The 21,117-nt window shown below is 38.4% G+C and carries 20 protein-coding genes; 5 read left to right on the top strand and 15 right to left on the bottom strand.

All coding sequences use genetic code 11. The features are described from left to right. Positions 1–10 precede the first annotated feature (10 nt). Positions 11–1,195, bottom strand: a complete 1,185-nt coding sequence (locus CEF19_RS17680) for a cystathionine gamma-synthase family protein (RefSeq protein WP_100407282.1) — start codon at positions 1,193–1,195, stop codon at positions 11–13. 202 nt (positions 1,196–1,397) lie between these two features. Between CEF19_RS17680 and CEF19_RS17675 the strand changes: the two genes are divergently transcribed. Further along, on the top strand, positions 1,398–3,074 hold the full coding sequence (locus CEF19_RS17675) for a PucR family transcriptional regulator (RefSeq protein ID WP_157800993.1): 1,677 nt from the start codon (positions 1,398–1,400) through the stop codon (positions 3,072–3,074). Between the two features lie 259 nt (positions 3,075–3,333). On the opposite strand, the gene kapB is transcribed toward CEF19_RS17675, so the two are convergent. From kapB to gltB, 7 genes are all read right to left on the bottom strand, one after another. Further along, complete coding sequence (gene kapB, locus CEF19_RS17670; protein WP_100407280.1) at positions 3,334–3,708, bottom strand: sporulation phosphorelay system protein KapB; 375 nt, start codon at positions 3,706–3,708, stop codon at positions 3,334–3,336. Between the two features lie 13 nt (positions 3,709–3,721). Beyond that, positions 3,722–3,904: a hypothetical protein gene (locus CEF19_RS17665; RefSeq protein WP_100407279.1), complete on the bottom strand. Its 183-nt coding sequence runs from the start codon at positions 3,902–3,904 to the stop codon at positions 3,722–3,724. Between the two features lie 9 nt (positions 3,905–3,913). Then, positions 3,914–4,165: a hypothetical protein gene (locus tag CEF19_RS17660; protein ID WP_100407278.1), complete on the bottom strand. Its 252-nt coding sequence runs from the start codon at positions 4,163–4,165 to the stop codon at positions 3,914–3,916. 101 nt (positions 4,166–4,266) lie between these two features. Then, positions 4,267–4,644: a hypothetical protein gene (locus CEF19_RS17655; protein ID WP_100407277.1), complete on the bottom strand. Its 378-nt coding sequence runs from the start codon at positions 4,642–4,644 to the stop codon at positions 4,267–4,269. 195 nt (positions 4,645–4,839) lie between these two features. After that, complete coding sequence (locus CEF19_RS17650; protein WP_100407276.1) at positions 4,840–5,475, bottom strand: YpjP family protein; 636 nt, start codon at positions 5,473–5,475, stop codon at positions 4,840–4,842. Positions 5,476–5,574: 99 nt separating this feature from the next. Then, positions 5,575–7,062, bottom strand: a complete 1,488-nt coding sequence (locus CEF19_RS17645) for a glutamate synthase subunit beta (protein WP_100407275.1) — start codon at positions 7,060–7,062, stop codon at positions 5,575–5,577. Between the two features lie 71 nt (positions 7,063–7,133). Continuing rightward, positions 7,134–11,729, bottom strand: coding sequence for a glutamate synthase large subunit (gene gltB / locus CEF19_RS17640; RefSeq protein ID WP_100408363.1), 4,596 nt, complete (start codon positions 11,727–11,729; stop codon positions 7,134–7,136). Positions 11,730–12,504: 775 nt separating this feature from the next. On the opposite strand from gltB, the gene CEF19_RS17635 reads away from it, so the two are divergent. From CEF19_RS17635 to CEF19_RS17625, 3 genes are all read left to right on the top strand, one after another. Beyond that, complete coding sequence (locus CEF19_RS17635) at positions 12,505–13,515, top strand: toxic anion resistance protein (protein WP_100407274.1); 1,011 nt, start codon at positions 12,505–12,507, stop codon at positions 13,513–13,515. A 26-nt stretch (positions 13,516–13,541) separates the two neighbouring features. Next, positions 13,542–14,438 (top strand): hypothetical protein, encoded by an 897-nt coding sequence (locus tag CEF19_RS17630; RefSeq protein ID WP_100407273.1) that lies wholly within the window; start codon positions 13,542–13,544, stop codon positions 14,436–14,438. Positions 14,439–14,561: 123 nt separating this feature from the next. Beyond that, positions 14,562–15,545, top strand: a complete 984-nt coding sequence (locus CEF19_RS17625; protein ID WP_157800992.1) for a DUF2777 family protein — start codon at positions 14,562–14,564, stop codon at positions 15,543–15,545. 16 nt (positions 15,546–15,561) lie between these two features. Here CEF19_RS17625 and CEF19_RS17620 read toward each other — a convergent pair whose 3' ends face one another. The 4 genes from CEF19_RS17620 to CEF19_RS17605 are packed head-to-tail and all read right to left on the bottom strand — an operon-like array spanning position 15,562 to position 18,880. Then, positions 15,562–17,025: a PH domain-containing protein gene (locus tag CEF19_RS17620; RefSeq protein WP_100407271.1), complete on the bottom strand. Its 1,464-nt coding sequence runs from the start codon at positions 17,023–17,025 to the stop codon at positions 15,562–15,564. Further along, positions 17,018–17,494 carry a PH domain-containing protein gene (locus CEF19_RS17615; protein ID WP_100407270.1) on the bottom strand — a complete coding sequence of 159 codons (477 nt, stop codon included), beginning with the start codon at positions 17,492–17,494 and terminating at the stop codon, positions 17,018–17,020. Before CEF19_RS17615 ends, CEF19_RS17620 begins: the two co-directional genes overlap by 8 nt. A 27-nt stretch (positions 17,495–17,521) precedes the next feature. Then, complete coding sequence (locus CEF19_RS17610; protein ID WP_100407269.1) at positions 17,522–17,734, bottom strand: hypothetical protein; 213 nt, start codon at positions 17,732–17,734, stop codon at positions 17,522–17,524. Positions 17,735–17,746: 12 nt separating this feature from the next. Then, a complete protein-coding gene (locus CEF19_RS17605) occupies positions 17,747–18,880 on the bottom strand; it encodes a conserved virulence factor C family protein (protein WP_100407268.1) in 1,134 nt (377 codons plus the stop codon). Between the two features lie 162 nt (positions 18,881–19,042). Here CEF19_RS17605 and CEF19_RS17600 point away from each other — a divergent pair, with 162 nt between their 5' ends. Beyond that, the gene (locus CEF19_RS17600) at positions 19,043–19,765 is read left to right on the top strand and encodes a metallophosphoesterase family protein (protein ID WP_100407267.1); all 723 of its coding nucleotides are present in this window, start codon (positions 19,043–19,045) and stop codon (positions 19,763–19,765) included. On the opposite strand, the gene CEF19_RS17595 is transcribed toward CEF19_RS17600, so the two are convergent. Genes CEF19_RS17595 through CEF19_RS17585 form a run of 3 tightly spaced genes read right to left on the bottom strand, consistent with a single transcriptional unit; the run spans position 19,762 to position 21,027 of the window. Next, positions 19,762–20,175 (bottom strand): TlpA disulfide reductase family protein, encoded by a 414-nt coding sequence (locus tag CEF19_RS17595; protein WP_100407266.1) that lies wholly within the window; start codon positions 20,173–20,175, stop codon positions 19,762–19,764. The two genes, CEF19_RS17600 and CEF19_RS17595, sit on opposite strands and share 4 nt — an antisense overlap. 53 nt (positions 20,176–20,228) lie before the next feature. Continuing rightward, positions 20,229–20,666: a BrxA/BrxB family bacilliredoxin gene (locus CEF19_RS17590; RefSeq protein ID WP_100407265.1), complete on the bottom strand. Its 438-nt coding sequence runs from the start codon at positions 20,664–20,666 to the stop codon at positions 20,229–20,231. Positions 20,667–20,682: 16 nt separating this feature from the next. Then, positions 20,683–21,027, bottom strand: a complete 345-nt coding sequence (locus CEF19_RS17585; RefSeq protein WP_100407264.1) for a thioredoxin family protein — start codon at positions 21,025–21,027, stop codon at positions 20,683–20,685. Between the last annotated feature and the right edge of the window lie 90 nt (positions 21,028–21,117).

The raw sequence follows: 21,117 nt of genomic DNA, 5'->3' as shown, positions 1-21,117 counted from the left end.
TAACACCCCACTACTTAATAGCATCTAAAGCTTGAGCTAAATCAGCAAGTAAGTCATTTGAATCTTCAATTCCAGCAGAGTAGCGAACAAGGCCTTCAGGAATCCCTAATGCTTTTCGCTCTTCTGGTGTATTCTCGACATGACTTGTTGTTCGTGCGGGGCCAACTGTTGTTTCAACTGATCCCAGGTTTGCAGCACGGTGAGCATACTCAAGTTTCGGTAAAAATTGACGCACGGCATCAAGCTCTCCTTTTAACGCAAAACTTAACATTCCCCCAAAGCCTCGCATTTGTCGCTTCGCCACATCATGATGGTGATGTGTAGGAAGTCCAGGGTAAAATACTCGATCGACCTTTTCATGTTTTTCAAGAAATTGAGCAACCTTCATCGCGTTTTCCTGTTGTTTATCAATCCGTAGTTTTAATGTTTTCATCCCTCTTAGTAACAAATAAGCTGCCATTGGATCCAGTGTTGCCCCGTTAATTTCTCGGTAATGATACATTGCATTAACGAGATGCTTTTCACCACAGACAACGCCACCTAAGGCATCTGCATGACCACCAAGAAACTTTGTTGCACTATGAATGACAAGATCTGCTCCTTGATTAAGTGGATTCTGATTAATTGGTGTAGCAAACGTATTATCAACGAAAACAAGAGCATTTACTTCTTTCGCAACTTTTGCAATTCGTGCAATATCCGTTATTTTCACGGTTGGATTCGTAGGTGTTTCAAGATAAACAAGCTTACACCCTTTTTTTATTTCTCTTTCCATTGCTTCATGGTTCCCGGTTTCAATTAATGAAACATCTATATTTAATTTAGGAAGAAACTCTGAGAATATTTTATTCGTTCCGCCATAGGTATCTTTAATCGACACTATTCTATCTCCAGGTTTTAAGACGGTTAGTAACGCATTTGAAATAGCAGCCATTCCAGTTGAGAAACTAGTCGATGCTTCAGCCCCTTCAAGTTCTCTCACCTTATCCTCAAATGCTTGAACTGTTGGATTTGTATTCCTACCGTATATATGACCTTTACGTTTACCTATTGCTACCTCATACCATTCATCAATATCGTCGTACCCAAATGCTACACTGTGCACAACAGGTACTTGAGTTGCACCATGGGCTAAATACTCTTTTTCTCCTGACCATACGGCCTTTGTCGCCTGTTCAATCTTCTTGTTTGTCATGTTGCCACCCCTTTCTATGTCTTACTTCTATCGTACGCAAACAATCCTGCACATTCATTCACCATTTTGTATGAAAATTTTAAAGGCTTAATGTGCAATTTTTACAAATGTTCTGAATAGTGTTGCTCTAAAAATAGATAACCTATAAAATAGATGTAACTGGACATCTAAAAAGTCAATCCTTTCCAAAGGAGGCGGTTTGGTGATTCTAACTGTAGCCGACATCAAAAATCTCGATATTTTAAAGGATGCCAGGATCCATACTGGTCAATTGGAATTGAATCATTGCCCCGTTGAATGGGTATCGGTAATTGAAACACCTGTCGAACAATTCGTACGAAAAAATGAACTAGTTCTCTCCACTGCTGTTGGGTGCGCATCGGATACAGATTTAGAATGCTTTATAAGAGATGTTATCGAGTCAGGTGCAGCTGCACTTGCAATTGCTACAGGAAAGTTCATCAAAACAATCCCCCCCTCAGTTATCAACATTGCAGAAAAACAGGGCTTTATATTATTCGAATTAGACTGGCATATTCGTTTTTCAGATATAATTCAAACAGTTTTAGAAAAAATTGAAAAGATAAAAAGAGAACACTTTGAAAAAATGGAAAATGTTCGAAAAACTCTTTTAGATTTCATATTAACGGGGAAAACTTTAGAACATGTTTGTCAATACGTTTCTGAATCGGTAAGAGGACCCATCATCATTTCTGATAAACGAGGACTTATTCGAGGAAGTTCAAAGCAAGTCCCTCCACTTTTGGAAGCTAGCTGGATTGAATATTTTCACATTCAACTTGAGCGGGACGGAATCTATCGAAATCTCTCCCAAACAAAACAGTGGGTACGTTATGGAAATTCTTACGCTCTCCAGTTATTTATTCATTCAGCTGGTTCAGTACAAGGATATTTAATTGTTGGCGGCTTTGGAGAAGAACCTTTACATGAAGAAGAATACGTGGAATGGATTATGTTACTAGAGCATGTTACAACAGCAGTTGCACTCTTCTTTTTACATGAACATGCTGCAAGCGAAACGGAATGGCGCTTACGTGATGACTTTGTTTGGGCACTAGCAAAAGGAGACATTCATTCATGGGAAACGATTCTTTCGCGATCTAAATCTCTCGGATATCAACTTAATCTTCCCTATGTAGGTCTAATTGCATCACCTGAAAACCTTTCAGAGTTATTTGAAAGTCAAAAAGAAAATCGGATGTCTAAGGACCATTGGTTAAATAATCTAATCCGCTGTTTAGAAGAAGAAGCTGAAAATATAGCAAATGGTTTAGCTTTAAAAACGATGGTAACCTTTCAACAAAACGAGCTAATCATTTTTCTTGAGGTCCTTCATAATCAGTCCACGGAAACCGCCTTATTCTATGTAACCTCTTTAGAAAAAAGGCTTAGCCTTCTCTTCCCTACATTACTCATTTCATGGGGGATTGGAAAACAATTTGGTTACAACATATTTCAAGATACTTATCAGGAAGCCAAACGTGCCTTAGATATCGGTCGAAAGAGAAATAGGGTTGGAATTGAGGCAGAGGGGCCTTATTTGTTTGCTGATACAAAAATGGATCGAGTCCTAGAAAGTATCGCAGAGATCGATGAGCTAAAAGAGCTATCGGAAACGTTATTAGTCTCACTTCTTCATTACTCAAAAGAACGAAAAATTGACTTGCTCTATACCTTCAGAACGTATCACAAAAATAAAAGCAATGTTAGTCAAACAGCTAGAGAGTTAAATTTACATCGACAATCATTACTTTATCGACTTCGTAAAATCGAAACATTAACAGGCTGCAATCTTGATAATCCAGATGATGTTTTCTTATTGGACTTAAGTGCTAGGCTCTGGTCCTACCGAATTTAAAAAAAGCTGCAAAGACCCCATGCATGGCGCGCCTGCGATCGGAAACCTCTTTATAGAAACAAAGGCCACTGAAAAAGGTAAGATTTTCACCTTTTTCAATGGCCTTTAAGCAATGAGCGGAACCGTTGCTTTATCTTAAACTTGCTATGAATGGTTTCTCGTAACCAACGCGCAACATGTGGCTCCATTGCTTCTTCCTCGAATCCGCTAAAAGGGACTTTTTCAGTGGCGTCGCAAAACAAACTTATTGAGTAGCCTCTTAAAAGTTATATTCTTTTCTTACCTCTTCTAGTTTTTTCATACTTAATTTAGCCCAAGCTGAATTTTCTTTAGCGAGGTCATTATATTGTTTCATCCATGCTTGCTCAAGGGAGAGTTTGTAATCTACTACTTCTCCTTCATATCCTTTCATAGAGGAAAGAGGTACCCAGGCCTTTTCGAACTGTGCTAATGCTTTTCTTTCATGAAATAGAGGAACATCGGTCATCTTGGGTTGATGTAAATCACCCTGTGTAGGATGTTTAAGAACTGCTACAATCTTTACTAACGCCCGCTGCTGATCTTCTTGACTTTCTATTAGTTCTGCAAGATAAACTCCTGTTTTATACATCGCTCGAACGAGCTGTGCTGTCATGTCGACACCTCCTTTACATACTAAGCGAAAACATTCCAATTATGTAGATGATAATGCAAATGAAGCCGATAGTAAAACTCCATTTTGCCCGTGTTTTATTGTTTTTCATTAAGCTATACACACCAATGCCACCGAACAATCCAGTAATAAGAAAAAAGAAAAAAAGAATAAGAACAAAGATAATTTCTTGCTGCATTATTTCCTCCTACAAACCCGGCACTAGCCATGTGAAAATTTTCCATGAGAAATCTGAAATCGGTATAAGATACTCTTGTGAGAGTTGATTTAATGTTCTTGATTCAGATAATCCATCAATCACAGTAAATGATAAAGTAATTAAGATAACGATTATTGTAATTGCTAAAATAATAGCTAGTAAAGTAACATAGCTCAAGATTACTCTCACTGTCCATTTTAACCAAGCAGGACGTGACTTTTGTACTTGTTCAGCCTCCAAAAAAATACCCTCCCATCATTTGAATGGATTTCTTCATACACCTATCGTACCAAAAAATCGTTCAGATATGGGAGGGAATTCCAAATAAAAAGTTGAATTTCTTACTCGATTTTTATTTTTTCTAAAATTCCATCAATAGGTACACCATCTGCAGTGGAAATGTCACTAAAATCATAATTTCTCAAATCTACCTTTGAAGAAATCTGCGGAAGAAATTCTTCTAATATAGTTGCTGCTTCTTCCTTAATTTGTTCATTAGCTATTTGTGTTACCTCATCGATTTTATATTGCTCATCTTTAATCGATTCCGGGAACGGCACAGCTCTTTCACTTTCCATTACCTGTATGTCATCGTTTGTTATACTTCCTGTAGCAAACTCAGGCTGTGAATGAGATTGTCCTAATTTAAGAATCACAACCACCCAAACGGTAATAAACATTAAAACTGCAAAACTTACAAGCGTAATTTGTCTCGCCATGGTTCTCCTCCAATATTTAGTCTCTATAATACTTATACATGACTATTAGGACTATATTATCACGATTAAATTTATTTGTCAGCGTCCTTTCGACAAAAAGTGACTATTATCATAAATAATTTTCCCAACCTAAAAAAGCGCCTCAAGGCTATTAACCTGTGAGACGCTCTTCTACTATTCAAATAAGAATTTGATTTATGCCATCCAACGTGGCGGCATATCTTTACCCCAATATATCGATCCTAAATTATGATGTTTTTCATAATTATCAACATATGTGTGATAATGAAAATTAAACCAATAGCCTTGTTTAGGTGGTTGATCTCTTCGCACATGAAAGCGAATTAAATCATTTCCACTTTCTTCATTGTAAAGGTGAAATATCTTTTCCCCTAATCCTGAAGCAGGATGAGTAGATAGCTTGATTTGCTTCCACTCTTCAGATGTTAATCCAGCCGTTGTTTCAGTGACAACTTGCTTTAAACGAGGTAAAATCTCTTCTTCAAAAGAAGTCGAAATTTTCGAAGAGATCGTAGGTCCAAATTTTATCTTTCCTTGCTCAAAAGCATAATGCAACACATAATCTGTATAGACATCAACAGAAGAAACATGACGGTGAATATATTGTTCCGTACTTGACGGTAACACTGCGTGAAATAAATCATAGCTATCTTCATTTACCTTGTAAATTAGTGGCTTTTCACTACTATCACCTTGCAGCTTAGCAGGAGCCTGTGCCTGAACATCTTTCATATATTCATTTGAGGCAAAAAAACTAAGTGTAAGGAGCGCAGATGAAATGAGAAGTCCACGCTTCATCAATGGCATCATAATCCATACGCCCTTTCATAGGTCCATTTCTAATATTTACATTTTCTCATGAAACCTATGAAAATACCATTACATTACGTTTACATTCATATTAATAATTTATGGTAGATTTGACGCACCCATTAAGAAGCGGTCACATTCTCTAGCTGCCTCTCGTCCCTCATTGATAGCCCAAACAACTAGACTTTGTCCACGACGATTATCTCCAGCCGCAAACACACCTTCAACATTTGTTGCATAATTGCCATATTCAGCTTTAATATTTGAACGCTTGTCTGTTTCAAGCGCCATTTCTTCAATAATTCGCTCTTCTGGTCCTGTGAAACCAACCGCTAAAAGAATTAACTCAGCCGGCCATACTTTTTCTGTTCCAGGAATTGGGGTACGAACCTTCGTTCCATCTTCCTTAATCGTTGTTTCAACATCAATCGTATGAAGTTCTTTAACATTACCATGATCATCACCAACAAACTTTGTTGTGCTAAGTTGATACGCACGAGGATCAGAACCATATACAGCTTTCGCTTCTTTATGAGCGTCTTCCATTTGATAAACAATTGGAAACATTGGCCATGGATTCGTATCTAAACGCTCTTCAGATTTCGGTCGATTGATATCAAATTGCGTGATTGATTTTGCACCATGACGGACAGATGTCGTAATACAATCCGCACCTGTATCACCACCACCAATAACGATGATATTTTTGCCTTCAGCAGAAATATAATTACCATCAGCATGCTCAGAGTTTAATAAGCTCTTTGTATTAGCAGTTAAGAAGTCCATTGCAAAATGAATTCCCTTTAATTCTCTGCCTTCTACTTGAACATCACGAGGCTTCGTGGCACCAGTAGCTAAAATAACAGAATCAAAATCACTTTTCAATTTAGAAACGGGATAATCTTTACCAATCTCCGTGTTTGTCACAAATTGAATGCCTTCTTCTTTTAAAATTGTTAAGCGACGTTCAACAATATGGTTTGCTAACTTCACATCAGGAATCCCGTATGTGAGCAATCCACCAATTCGGTCCTCTCGCTCAAATACAGTGACCGTGTGTCCTGCCTTGTTTAACTGAGCTGCTGCAGCTAATCCAGCTGGGCCAGATCCAACTACCGCTACTTTTTTACCTGTTCTTTTCTTAGGAGGATTTGCAACAATCCAACCTTCTTGAAAGCCGCGTTCCACAATGTGATACTCCAAGCTTTTAATAGTTACAGGGTTATCACTAATTGCAACTGTACAGGAACCTTCACACGGAGCAGGACAAACACGCCCTGTAAATTCCGGGAAATTATTTGTCTTATGAAGACGTTCCAACGCTTCTTTCCATTTACCTCTATAAACTAGATCGTTCCATTCTGGAATTAAATTATAGACTGGGCATCCAATTTCACCAGATCCAGCCATTGTTGTACCTGTTTGACAAAACGGCACACCACAATCCATACAACGCGCACCCTGTTGACGTAACGCAGGCTCAGGCATGAGAATCGTAAATTCTTGCCAGCTCTTTGTACGTTCGAACGGATCGCGCTTTGTAGGGTTTTCTCGTTTATATTCCATAAATCCTGTTGGTTTCCCCATCGCACACACTCCAAACTGCCATCTATTTTTGCGAAAAAAATGGAAGGGGACGCAACTTGCGTCCCTTCTTATTATTTTCCGCTAACACGTGATTTATCATTCTTGTTTTCATCGAAAGCAACCATAACCGCATCAACACCAGAAAGACCTTCTTGCTTTACTCGCTCAATTGCTTCAAGCATACGCTTGTAGTCCTTAGGAATGACTTTCACAAAACGAGGTAACATCTCAGTCCAATTACTGAGTATTTGTTTAGCAAGTTCACTTCCTGAATAATCAGCATGGTTTTCAATCATTTTCTTTAATGCTAGAACATCATCTTGCTCAGTTACACTTTCAAGAAGAACCATTTCTTTGTTGCACTTAGCATCAAAGTCTTTATTCACATCTAAAACATAAGCTACTCCACCCGACATACCGGCAGCAAAGTTCTTACCAACCGCACCTAAGTTTACAACAACTCCACCAGTCATATACTCAAGTCCATGGTCACCAACTCCTTCAACGACAACCCGTACACCAGAGTTACGAACAGCAAATCGTTCCCCTGCAATTCCACGAATATACGCTTCGCCGCTAGTTGCGCCATAGAAAGTTGTATTCCCAAGAATGATGTTTTCTTCAGCCTTGAACGATGATTTTGCAGGAGGATAAACAATGATTTTACCACCAGATAACCCTTTTCCAGTGTAATCATTCGCATCACCTTCTAGACGAATGGTAATACCCTTTGGAACAAAAGCACCTAAACTTTGTCCCGCTGAACCTTTGAGCTCAATGGTAATCGTATCATCAGGAAGCCCTTCTGCACCGTAGCGTTTACTTACTTCACTACCTACAATCGTTCCTACAACTCGGTTAATATTCTTTACTTCAGTAACAACATGAACCTTTTCACCCTTTTCAAGAGCTTCTTGACTTGCTCCTAAAAGGACACGAGAATCCAAGGATAACTCTAATTGATGATCCTGCTGTTTTGTGCAAAAATTCCGCTCATAATTGCCAGGATTCGGTTGATAAAGTAAGCTCGAGAGATCTACTCGCTTTGCTTTTTCATTATCAATCGCTTCATTCATTTCAAGAACATCCGTACGACCAATAAGCTCATCCATTGTGCGGAATCCTAATTCAGCCATAAGTTCACGAATTTCTTCTGCAATAAATGTCATGAAGTTCACAATATGATCCGCTTCACCCATGAACTTTTTGCGTAATTCAGGATTTTGTGTCGCAATCCCAACAGGGCATGTATCTAAGTGACAAACACGCATGATAATACATCCTAAAACAACAAGCGGAGCCGTAGAAAATGCATATTCCTCAGCACCTAGAAGTGCAGCAATAACAACATCTCTTCCCGTCATCAACTTACCGTCTGTTTCAAGCGTGACACGGTCACGTAAATTATTCATTAATAAAGTTTGATGTGTTTCAGCTAGACCGATTTCCCAAGGTAAGCCTGTATTCTTAATACTCGTTCTTGCAGCGGCCCCTGTTCCACCATCATATCCACTAATAATTATTCCATCAGCACGTCCCTTTGCTACACCGGCAGCAATCGTCCCAACACCAGTACCTGCAACGAGTTTAACACTTACTTTTGCTGAAGGATTTGCATTCTTCAAATCATGGATTAGCTCAGCTAAATCCTCGATCGAATAAATATCATGATGTGGTGGTGGTGAGATTAATCCTACACCAGGTGTAGAACCACGAACTTCGGCTACCCAAGGATAAACCTTGTTTCCAGGTAATTGTCCACCTTCTCCTGGCTTCGCCCCTTGTGCTACCTTGATTTGGATTTCATCAGCATTAACAAGATAATGACTTGTCACACCAAAACGTCCCGACGCAACTTGCTTAATTGAACTACGGCGAAGATCTCCATTCTCATCTGGTGTAAAACGTGCTGCATTTTCTCCACCTTCACCTGTATTACTTTTACCACCAAGGCGGTTCATCGCAATAGCAAGTGTTTCATGAGCTTCCTGAGATATTGAACCGAATGACATTGCTCCTGTACGGAAACGTTTTACGATGCTCTTAACAGGCTCTACTTCATCAATCGAAATAGCTTCTCGACTATCTTTAAATTTCAATAGCCCGCGAAGTGTGGTTTGTTCCTTCGTTTGTTCATCAATCGCAGATGAATATTTCTTAAATAAATCATATTTATTGGCGCGACAAGCGTTTTGTAGCATATGGATAGTATGAGGGTTATATTGATGTGGATCGCCATTACGACGCCATTGTAAATCATCCCCAGGATCCAAAGCTTTATCAACACCCTCTAATTCAGAGAATGCTCGCTCGTGTCTCATCATAACTTCCTTCATAATGATATCTAAATCAATACCACCAATACGAGAAGTCGTCCATGTAAAGTACTTATCAATAACAGACTCATGTATTCCAACTGCTTCAAAAATTTGAGCACCACGGTAACTTTGGATCGTTGAAATACCCATCTTTGATAGAACCTTCATAATTCCCTTTGAAGCTGCTTTAATATATTTATTAATAGCTTCTACATAAGAAACATCTTCTAAAAGACCATCTTGAATTAGTCCATCGATCGAATCAAAGACAAGATAAGGGTTAATTCCCTCCGCACCATAGCCAAGTAATACCGCATGATGATGTACTTCTCTCGGTTCACCAGACTCAAGTAAAATACTTACTTTTGTACGAGTGCCCTGACGAATCAAGTGGTGATGCAAACCAGAAACCGCTAGTAAAGCCGGAATAGCAGCGTTATTCGCATCTACACCACGATCACTTAAAATGAGTAATACCTGACCAGATTCAATTGCTTCATCAGCTTGAGTAAATAACGTATTTAATGCAGTTTCTAGACGATTATCTTCCCCTTTTGCAGGGAATAAGATAGGTAAAGTAATTGCACTAAACCCGTCCATTTTGTTATGGCGTAATTTAGCTAACTCTTCGTTATCCAATATCGGATACGGTAAGTGAATATGACGACAGCTAAGTGGTTCAGGGTTTAACAGATTTCGTTCCGCACCCACAGTTGTCCCAAGAGACGTAACGACTTCTTCACGAATCGCATCGATTGGCGGATTCGTAACTTGAGCAAATAATTGCTTAAAATAGCTATATAACAATTGTGGTCGTTTTGAAAGCACAGCTAATGGCGAGTCATATCCCATTGAACCAATTGGATCGACCCCTGAAGTAACCATCGGTTGAATAACTTTTGAAAGTTCCTCATACGTATAACCAAATGCTAATTGACGAGTTTCTAGTTTCGAAAACTCTGTATTCTCCACTTTAGATGTTTCTAGTACATCTTCTAATTGAGTAAGATGCTCACTTACCCATTCTTCATATGGATGCTCGTTTGCAATTTGGTTTTTAATTTCCTCATCAGGAATAATTCTTCCTTCAACTGTATCAACGAGCAACATATGACCTGGGTGAAGACGCTCTTTATAAAGAACATTTTCGGGATCGATATCAAGCACACCGACTTCTGAAGACATTAAAATATAATCATCTTTTGTCACATAATAACGAGCCGGTCGGAGTCCATTACGATCCAAACAGGCACCAATTTGCTTTCCATCTGTGAAGGCAATCGCCGTCGGTCCATCCCATGGCTCCATTAATGTGCTATGGAATTGATAAAATGCTTTCTTTTCAGGACTCATTTTATCATCATTTTGCCAAGGTTCTGGAACCATCATCATTGCAGAGTGAGCAAGTGTTCGACCTGATAACGACAAAAACTCAAGTGTGTTATCAAACATCGATGAATCACTACCAGATTGGTCAACAACAGGATGAATTTTCTCTAAATCCTCACCAAACATGTCTGACTCAAATTGTGCTTCACGTGCATGCATCCAATTAACGTTTCCTTGAACCGTGTTAATTTCACCATTATGAATCATATAACGATTCGGGTGAGCTCGTTCCCAGCTTGGGAATGTATTCGTACTAAAACGAGAGTGAACAAGAGCAATAGCTGTCTCGAAATCTTTATCCGATATATCAAGATAGAATTGATGTACTTGCTCAGTCGTTAACATCCCTTTGTAAACAATCGTTCTGCTTGACAAGCTTGTAAAGTAGAACGAGTCATCTGCAGAGATTAGCTTGGCAGTTTCAATTTCTGCACGTTTACGTACGACATATAATTTCCGTTCAAATTGAAGTTCATTTTTAAAATTCTCACTACGTTTAAAAAACAGTTGTCGAATAAAGGGCATTGCTGTTTTTGCCGCATTGCCAAGCATAGTGTCATCTGTTGGAACTGTACGCCAGCCTAAGAACTCTATGTTCTCTTCTTTAGCAATCTCTTCTACTTTTTGTTCACAGCTTGCTCGTACTTGTTCATTCTGTGGCAAAAACAGCATCCCAACTCCGTATTGTCCTTCTTCAGGAAGAGTGATACCATCTGCCAAACATACTTTTGTAAAGAAACGATGTGGGATTTGCAAAAGTATTCCAGCACCATCCCCAGTGTTCACTTCATCACCTTGACCACCACGGTGTTCGAGGTTTCTCAAAATATGGAGCGCATCCTCAACTACTTGATGCGATTTCTTACCTTTCATATGTGCTAAAAAGCCGATACCGCAATTGTCATGCTCGAATTGCGGGTTGTATAGGCCTTGTTTCTTCGGGTATCCAGCGTACCGCATTGGCATCAACCTTTCTCCAAAAATAAATTCGATCAACTCTCCCCAAAAAGTTTCTGAGCTAATATACAGGATCATATCATTTTTCTGACACTTCGGCAAATAAAAATTTTACATAAATAAAATATGGAAGCGCTTTCTATCTTGGCTTTTAACAATTTTCACAAACTTTACTTAATTATATCTCAGGCCTAATAATGCATAATTTCTTTATGTATACGTATAAAAATGCATTAAGTTTATTGGATTAAAGTTCCTTTAAAAAAATCGACAAAAAACTCTTCTTTCCAACACTTCATGACGATAGCCACTAGTTTTGTCTATATTATATGTTTTGTGCTCTGAGGTTAATCATTGCAACCTCTTGTCAGTAAGGATCCCCTTGTATAATTTAATTATAATTAATAAACCTCACGATATTTTTTATTCTTATTACTAAATGATTTAACTTAGCTAACTCTCTCCTAGTTTCTTCATTAAAATTACGTACAATTGTTTCTACCGCATATCGACTACGATCACTCTCAATAAAAACAGTAGTAAATATACGTAAATCCTCTCACCTTCTATCATTATTATTTATGAAGATTCACCTCAGGATATAGGCCAAGTTCTCCGTCTTAAGGCGGAGAACGTATGATGGTTTTAGTCAACCTAGAGAATGATTGTTTTAGTACGGCTTATCCGTCATAATAAAAAGAGACAAAATCCTACAATAATTGAATACTCTTGAAACGAAATTAGCTGTATTCTCGTATAGAAATGAGGAGGGATAACGATGAACAAAGAGATAAAACCTCAGACAACCGAAATAATTAAAGAATTTAAACAACATGAAGATATTGATACACTGTTAGAAACTTTAAACGGACTTGGTGAAGAAGAACAACGTCAAGCAGGAGAAACATTAGAAGGATTGAAACGTCCTGTAAAAGAGATGATGAATGACCAATCGAATAAGTTGCCGAACCAACTTCACCAATTAAAAGAAACGGTCAGCGAACTAGAACCTGACTATTTAAAGGACGGTCAATTAAAGAAATGGGTTAATAAACTATTACGGAAAAGTCCAATAGAACAATACGCTAGAAAATATCAGACGATTGAAGCGCAAGTAGATCAAATCATTGAAGGACTACTAAGTGGTAAGGATAAGCTCCAAGAAGATACTGTAATGCTTCAACAGTTAAAAGGCGTTGCTCGAGAACGAATAAGCAGACTAAATGAACAAATTCAAGTCGGGAATGAACTGCATGAGATGCTGGAGTCCGAAATGACTTCTGAGCGGTGGGCCGACAATCCAAATGCTTTAAAAAAGGGTCAACAAAAAGTTATATCTCGTGTAAAAAACATGTCTCAAGCAGTTATGGTTCTTCAACAATCATTAGCTTCGGTCGATTTGATTATTGAAAATAACGAAAAACTTGAGGAAGCTATCTTTAATGCGATCACAATGACCAAAAATATTATTACAGTCACAGCCTCGATCCAATTAGCATTAAACAACCAGCAAAAAGTTATCAAGGCCGTACGAAGTGTAAATGAAGCAACTGAATCAATGCTCCTATCAAACTCAGAACTTTTAAAGCAAAATACAGAGCAAACGCTAAAAACATTAGAAGAACCAGCGATTGCCATTGAAGCGTTTCGGCAAGCGTATCAGAATGTATTCGACGCTATCGAGTTAACCGAGCAATCGAATGAACGTATCGTCACAAGTGGAAAACAATTTATTACAGAATTAAACACCCTAAACCAAGAAATGGAAACAAAATTACTTGGAAAGTAACCGTGCATCAATAAGGAGACGTTTCTATGAATATGCTTGCAAATACCTTACTTGAAATGTTTACACCTGCTCATCGTCGACCTGTTGATGAGCATCTCCTTCGAGATGAAGCAACAAGATTACTTATTTCGAATACAGAACAATTACTAAATGTGATGATTGAAAAAGCAAATGGTCAGAATAAAAAACTGACCTTTAAACGAAAGCATAAAAACTGGCGACTTAAAATAAAAGCTAGTCAAAAGTTTATTAAAGTTATCATGAATGATTCGAAACATTCCACAGCTCCCATTCATAAAAGAATGACGATTGTGTGTTACCGAAAATACATTAAATCAAAACAAGGTGTTGGCTTTTGTAAAGAAGCAACGATTCAGTATATAAAAGACGGACGTGCCCATGTTCGTTCAATTAAAGAGTCGACAACATTTCATGGGGTTTTCTTTCGTATACATCGTTTAGATGAGGCTCTTATTCACGGGGGACCTCCCCTTCAAACACACACGAATTATTCAGCATCATTTCAAGGAACATTGACAGAAGATGTCCGAATATTACTTGATGAAACAAAACGTTATCTAGAAAGCATTAATGTTTTTTCGCTTGACCCTTTAATTGAAAGCCGACTTAAGCGAATAGCAGACCAAGCTAGTAAACTTGAGGTCGATTTTCAATTATTAGATTTTGAAGAAAAGCACACTGTTCGGAGGATGCTAAGGGAAGATATCCCTCATTTAATGAATGCATTTCTATCCCTATCGTTAAAACATCAACTAGAACAAAAAGAAGAAGTCTTTGTAACCTTGTCAAAGATGGAATTAACTCTCATTGACTATCAAGAACAGCTTGAAAAGTCAAGAATAGAACGGATAAATCACCTCCTCAGACTACAAGCAATACGATATGAACGCGAGAAAAACTAAACGTATTATAGTCTTTTTATTATGATAACTTGCTAAATCCTTAAGCACTTGTCTATAATGTTAAGTAATAATGACTCGAATGCACGTATCCTACTATTCGAGAATGAAAAAGTGAGGGTTTCCATGGATCGAAAACAAGCACAAAATGTAATAGGTCAACTCATCCTTCTTGATGAAGGATCTGAAGGTAGATATATAGGAGAACTTCTTGAGGTCGTTACTGAACCTCGTAAACCTTGGCGAGGAAAAGTGAAAATCAAAGCGCTTCAATCTTTTCCAGACTCGTTGCGCGAAGAGGATCGTGTTGTAATACGTGATCCCCTTTACTTAGAAAATCAGCTTGTTGAGTGCTCTGGATCGAAATTAACTCCTTATGAATCAGAAGAATGCCCGTCGTATTCAGCTTCCCTTCTCGTTTCTGTTGACAGACGGACTCAGCAACTGCATGACCAAACCAAAAAAGGTAATGATGAAATTAAGGCTCTCCACTCCTTCTTATATAAGAAAGGATTAGGAGAAGAGACTCCTATCGTCGAAAATGAAAGTGATACCAACTACATTGAATATACATTTCATCGAAAAAAAGGTCGCTATTACTTGGTTGATAAGCACGGAGAGCAGCTTGATTTAAAAGAATGCCCATTTGAATTCATATGGGAAATTGGTTTAGAAAAACAAACTGGTTACTATATCGGGGACGGTTCATTTGAGACAGAGAATGGTCAACGTTTCTCTCCGAATGAAAATGATGTTTTATTTATTGATAAAAAGCAGTTTGATCCTTACTTTATCTTACGTAATGAATTAGAACCCACTGCCCTAGAATCATTAGAAAAAAGTTTAACGACTCATCAATTGACTCATGACGATTTAACTCACTGTCATAATTCATTGCTTAGCCAACTTCTTTATTCAGAAGGTCGTTCATCGTTTAAAGGAGTCAATTTTTTAACCTTTAAAGGAAAACAAGGGATGGTCATGGTCCAGCATCATTATGATAGAACATTGGTCGAGGAAGCAAATGATGAAATTTATGACCGATTTGAATTTACAACCGAGTTTGGTAAGCGTTCAATCGTAACCTATACAAATGAATTTTCAAAATAAAGAAGCATGACAGAACTCATAAAGTTCTGTCATGCTTCTTTTTAAATGAATACCACTGTAAAAGCTCCTCAACACGTTTACTATCAAGATCCCTAACACGAAAAGACTTTCCCACAATACTTGATAGTATTGAGATTTGAAAGCTTGCTAGATGCCGCCTTCGTTGAAAAAAAGATTCTTGTAGTTCAGCAGCTTGAATTTTCCTTTTTGGAGCGATTACAGTTACTTGGCTTAGTTTTCGGTAACGGAGCCAGACAAAATCTTCCGTCCAGGCCGATCCAGCATCACGAAATTGCATTAGAGCTAATCCACCCATTAATCCGATAAGAATAACTCCCAAAAAACCATACGACGAAAAGAAGTAAATAGCCAAACCTGTTACAAGAACAGGAACAATAAGATTTCTTATTAGAAAACGAAGTAAAGCTCGTTGCGGAGCCTTTACCATTGTTGCTTCAAGCTGATAATGAGGTAAAAAAGTTCGAAATATTTGCAGTAATTCACGTTCATGAACTAACGGGATAAGAACGGTAGAAAGCTGCTCTTCGTTCGAACCTCCACCCGCACTTTCTACATATACGGACGTATACCCAAAGGGTTGCCTGAAAATATTACGTACTAGACGAACTGCAGTAATTTTTCCTTCTTGCAACGTTAATTGCCTCTGTTCAATGAGGCCTCTTGTGACGACAAGTTCTTCCCCGTTTTTTTCTATCGCAAACGAACCATATTTAAGCATTGTTCCCAACATAGAAACAAGCCATGCAATAATTAATATCATCAGAACAAGTGCCAGCAGGAAGGAAAAACCACTTCCTGTAACCAATCCAATTGTACGCTCATAAATACGTTCAGGTATTAATTGCTCAATTTGACTAAATAAAGCAGCAACAGCAGATATAGTTAAACCAATACCACTTGATGTCATTGCCGCAATAAAAAGACGTTTATTTCCTAGCTTCCATTTCACTTCTGTCCGAGGAGAAGAGGCTTCTTGAAATAAGTAGTCTTCAACATCTGACTTTCCCTCATTGTTTTTTTTAAAGAGCAACGTGGCTCGTATAATTTCAGCCTCCCGACGCGAGACCGCAATTAGATTTATTTCTGGTTCTGTCCCGCCACCAGCAGTCTCTATTTTGACCATAACTAGACCAAATAGACGTTGGAACAATCCCGCTGTTATATCGATACTTTGGACTCGTTGCTGTTGAATATAACGCTTTTTTTTAATAAAAACACCTTTTTGTACATATAAATCGCCATTGTTAATTCGGTAGCGAAATGTCAGCCAATTTGCTATGCCATATAAAAAGGTAAACAGTAAGATAATAAGCCAAACATATTCAAAACGGAAAAAACTACCTGAGTTATTTGTTCCTCCCAAAAAAAGACTAATAAGAATAGGGAAAATCAAATCCCGTAACCCCTTTAGAAATGTGACGAAAATTGCAGCAACATGGAGACGTTTTAATTCATTCATCTTCAGCCACCGACGCCAATGCAGCGATTCGATCACGGAGTTCATCTGCAATTTCAAGAGTCAGAGAAGGTATTTTATGTACAGTGGCAGCCGTTGAAATAGAGACAGCTGCCAGTTTATACCTGCGGAGTAGTGGTCCTTGCTCTGTATCAACATGTTGCACGCGCGTCATCGGAATTAGTGTTCGTTTAACAATAAAAACTCCATGCTGCAAATCTATTTCTTGTTCCAACACATCGTAACGCCAATGTCGCCAACGTAGACTAGGTAAAATAAAAACAGTCATGATTACAAGTAAGAGATATAATCCAATTAATGTCCATAAAATCCAATAAGGAAATGAAAAAAAATAAAGCAATACACCATATCCTATTGGAAGTAGTGCAAAAAGTAAGCTTTCAAAGAACGCTTGAAGCCGCCAAGCAGGTAGAGCTTTTACAGATATTTGTTGTGAGGGTAATGAGCGCAATACGCTTCCTCCTTACCGATCCTTCTATTATTCTTCCTCATCTTTCACATATTCAATTTTAACACCAAACTCTTTCAACAAAGAAAGGATGTCATCATTTAATTCTTTATCATAGACTAGACCAATTGATTCGACGAGCTCTAACTCCTCTAAATAACCCTTCTCAGCATCTTTAACTATCTCCAGAATATCCTTCATGTCACGTTTTTTTAATTCATCTAAAATATCTTGCTTTGTCACCCTAGGTTCCCCCTATTCATTTGAAGACATTGTGTCCGTCATCTGCTTCCATACTGAACCCTTTGCTTCTTCTCCACCCTCAATTCGTTCAAGCGCCATTTTCACTTGCATCGCCACTTCAAATTCTGGGTCTGCTTCGGCTTGTCGAAGCGCCTGGATAGCGGATTCATCTCCTACTTCGTATAAGAACATTGCGGCTCTCCATCTAACTAGCTTATTTTTATCGTGTAATGCGTCAACCATAGCAGGTATAGCTGAAGGATCACCAATATCCGATAAGCAATCCCCAGCTGTTCGCCGTACAGTCACAGAAGAGTCTTTTAATGCTTTGTAAAGCAATGGCAGGACAATAGGCTTCTCAATTATTCCTAAATAGACCGTAGCCAAACGACGAATGGAAGCTTTCTCGTCTTCTAGTGCTTTTTCGAGAACCGGCAAGTCTTCTTCTTTGGGGTCCATTCTATCTAATGCTGCGTAACGCTCGCGCCAATCATCCTTCTCAAGCATGTCTAGAGTTACTTTGATAAAATGTTGAGATGCAGTGTTTTCTTTCACCTTCTCTACCCCATTCGCAGCAGCCACTAGATTTGATAAACGGTCTGCAGAATACGAAGCAGATAATTCATCGACAACCTCTTTTCCAACATCATCTAACTCTCCATATCTTACCCCATGATCGACCCACTTCCGTTCCATCACAACATTATCACTCGGCTTTTGAGACTTAGCTATCGCCTCAGTAAATCTTTCTGGGAGTCCTTCGCGTCGTTCTTCGTCACCATCTGAAAGTTTTATCTGCATCGGAATTCCTTTGAATACCTGGATCTGAACTTGCACCTCACCAAAGCTCTCAGTTGGAGCATTATCTACGACCGATTGTTCCTCCTCACTCTCACCGAAGACACCACGCACTTTAGGTAAAATGATCTTCCAGTCAACTTTCGGATGGCGATCAATCGCTAAAAAGTCCGCAACATGATAGACACTTCTTACTCCTTCAATTTCAAACAATTGCTTAATATATTCAGGAGCTTCTTCTTTATTCTTAGCATTATAACTATTGCGTGTACTCTGCCCTAAGCTTTCGCTTAACGTTAATTTCATCGTATTAGGACTAGGCGTTGGTTCAATTGATAAAATATTCATATATAGTCCCCCTTAGTATTCATTATGATCTTACCATACGTCATAAAGCAGTGCCAATCATTGCTATTTTTAGATAAGGTAAAAAAATCCGGTCTTCACGTTTTCTTGTTTGATGATTTTCCTATATAATATAAACATAGACCTAAAAGGAGGTATTTCTACATGCGATTTGCTTTTTTATCTGATATCCATGGAAATGCAACAGCACTTGAAGCCGTTTTACACGACATTACCAAGCAAAAAGTCGATAAAATTTATGTACTTGGGGACCTTTGTTTCCGTGGTCCAGAGCCTAAACGTACATTAGATTTAGTTCGTAATCTTAATGCAAAAGTCATTAAAGGTAATGCGGATGAATGGGTGGTTCGCGGTATTCAACCAGGCGAAGTACCTGAAAAAGCTTTGGAAATGATGAATCTTGAAAGAGAGTGGACATATAAACGTCTCACACAAGATGACATTGAGTATTTAGAAAACCTACCAAGTGAACTAGTGATTGAAGACGGTTTAGATTTAGTCATTCATGCGTTCCACGCCACACCAGATAGCCTTTTTGATATTGTCTTACCAGATGACACGAAAAAAATTGAAGACGTTATTATGCAAAAGGACGACGCGGATCTTTATATTTCTGGTCATACACATCTACCATTTATTCGCTCACTCCATGGGAAAAATGTTGCAAACACAGGCAGTGTGGGTTTACCGTTTGATGGACATCCTTTAGCGTCTTATCTCATCGTTGAAATTGAAGAAGGTAGTCATCGTCTGCACCTTAACCGAGTGCCATACAACCGAGAGCATGTAGTAGAACTTTATAAGCAAAGCGGCTATCCTAATTTTGAAATGATGGGAACCATTGTCTTTTACGGCGTACGTCCTTAAAGTATCGTGGACAAACCCTTCATAATATCCATAAAGGATGATTTATCATGAAATGTAGCGACAATTTCATGGTGTTCATTCAAAAGAACTGTTGTTGGAACACCCATACAACGATAAGAATCATAGGTTTTCGTTCCTTCATCACATAATATTGGAAAGGTGAACTGATGCTCTCTAACAAATTCTTTAATGTCACCATCTCGTTCGCGACCGGTGACATTAATCGTAATCATCTTGATTTCGTCAGTTGTAGCCGTTTCAAAAAGTGCTTGTTTTTGTAAGAGGTCTTTTTGAGAGTCTGGACACCAAGAAGTCCAAAATGTAATCATTACCTTCTTATTTTCAAAGCTCTCTAAAGACCAACGTTGATTTGATTGAAGTTCGGGTAACGTAAAAGTTGGTGCCTTCAATTAAAACACTCCTTTCTGAAGTAGAAAGGCCCCTCTCGGAGGGGCCTTTCTTGTTAATTTGCACAATGCTCATTATAAGCATGCGCTAAATTTCGAATAATTGATTCAGGTGTTTGGCCCTCTATTTGTTCACGAGGAATAAAGTGGATAACCTCTTTTCCTTTAAATAACACCATAGATGGTGATGACGGTGGGTACTCAGGAAAATAAGAACGCATTTGAGCCGTTGCTTCTTTATCTTGACCTGCAAACACCGTCACAATATGGTCAGGTGTATTCGTATGGACAAGGGATGTCACTGCAGCAGGACGGGCAATACCAGCTGCACATCCACAGACAGAGTTAATCATAACTAGCGTAGTCCCCTCGGCTTGTTCCATATAGTGATCTACTTCTTCAGCTGTCGTTAATTCTTGAAATCCGGCCTCTGTTAATTCCGATCTCATTGGTAACACAACTTGACGCATGTATTCTTCGTAATGCATTGACATACTATACATTCCCCTTTCAAATAGAGCGATTCATGTGAAGATTAGCAAGTGCAGCATAAGGTTTCATCATCTCGTGAAGATGACCAATGGAATGAAATGCATAGCGCCTTTCCACTCCTAAACCCTTTTGAAAAACGAGCAAGCAAGGTACACTTTTTATTCTCCAGTCTTGCGCAAACGAAGGTGCATGATTAATGTTTAGCTTGTATATAGGCAAAGAAGGATAGGACGCTTCGATGACTTCAAGCATATTTCCAGCTAATCTACATGTCCCACAAAGCGGTGAATATACAAAAAGAACCGTTAGTGCTTCTCTTTTGTCCAATTTTTCTTGCAAAATTATACTATTAACCTCATTCATGATACGTCCCTCACTTATTCTTTCTTCTTCCTTATTGTAGCAAAAAAGAGTGGACTTCGCATCTAAAAGAGCTTTATCTATTTAAATGTA

The organism is Bacillus solitudinis (assembly GCF_002797395.1).
Lineage (GTDB): Bacteria > Bacillota > Bacilli > Bacillales > Bacillaceae_D > Halalkalibacter_A > Halalkalibacter_A solitudinis.
This window is presented reverse-complemented; position numbering and strand designations above follow the sequence as displayed.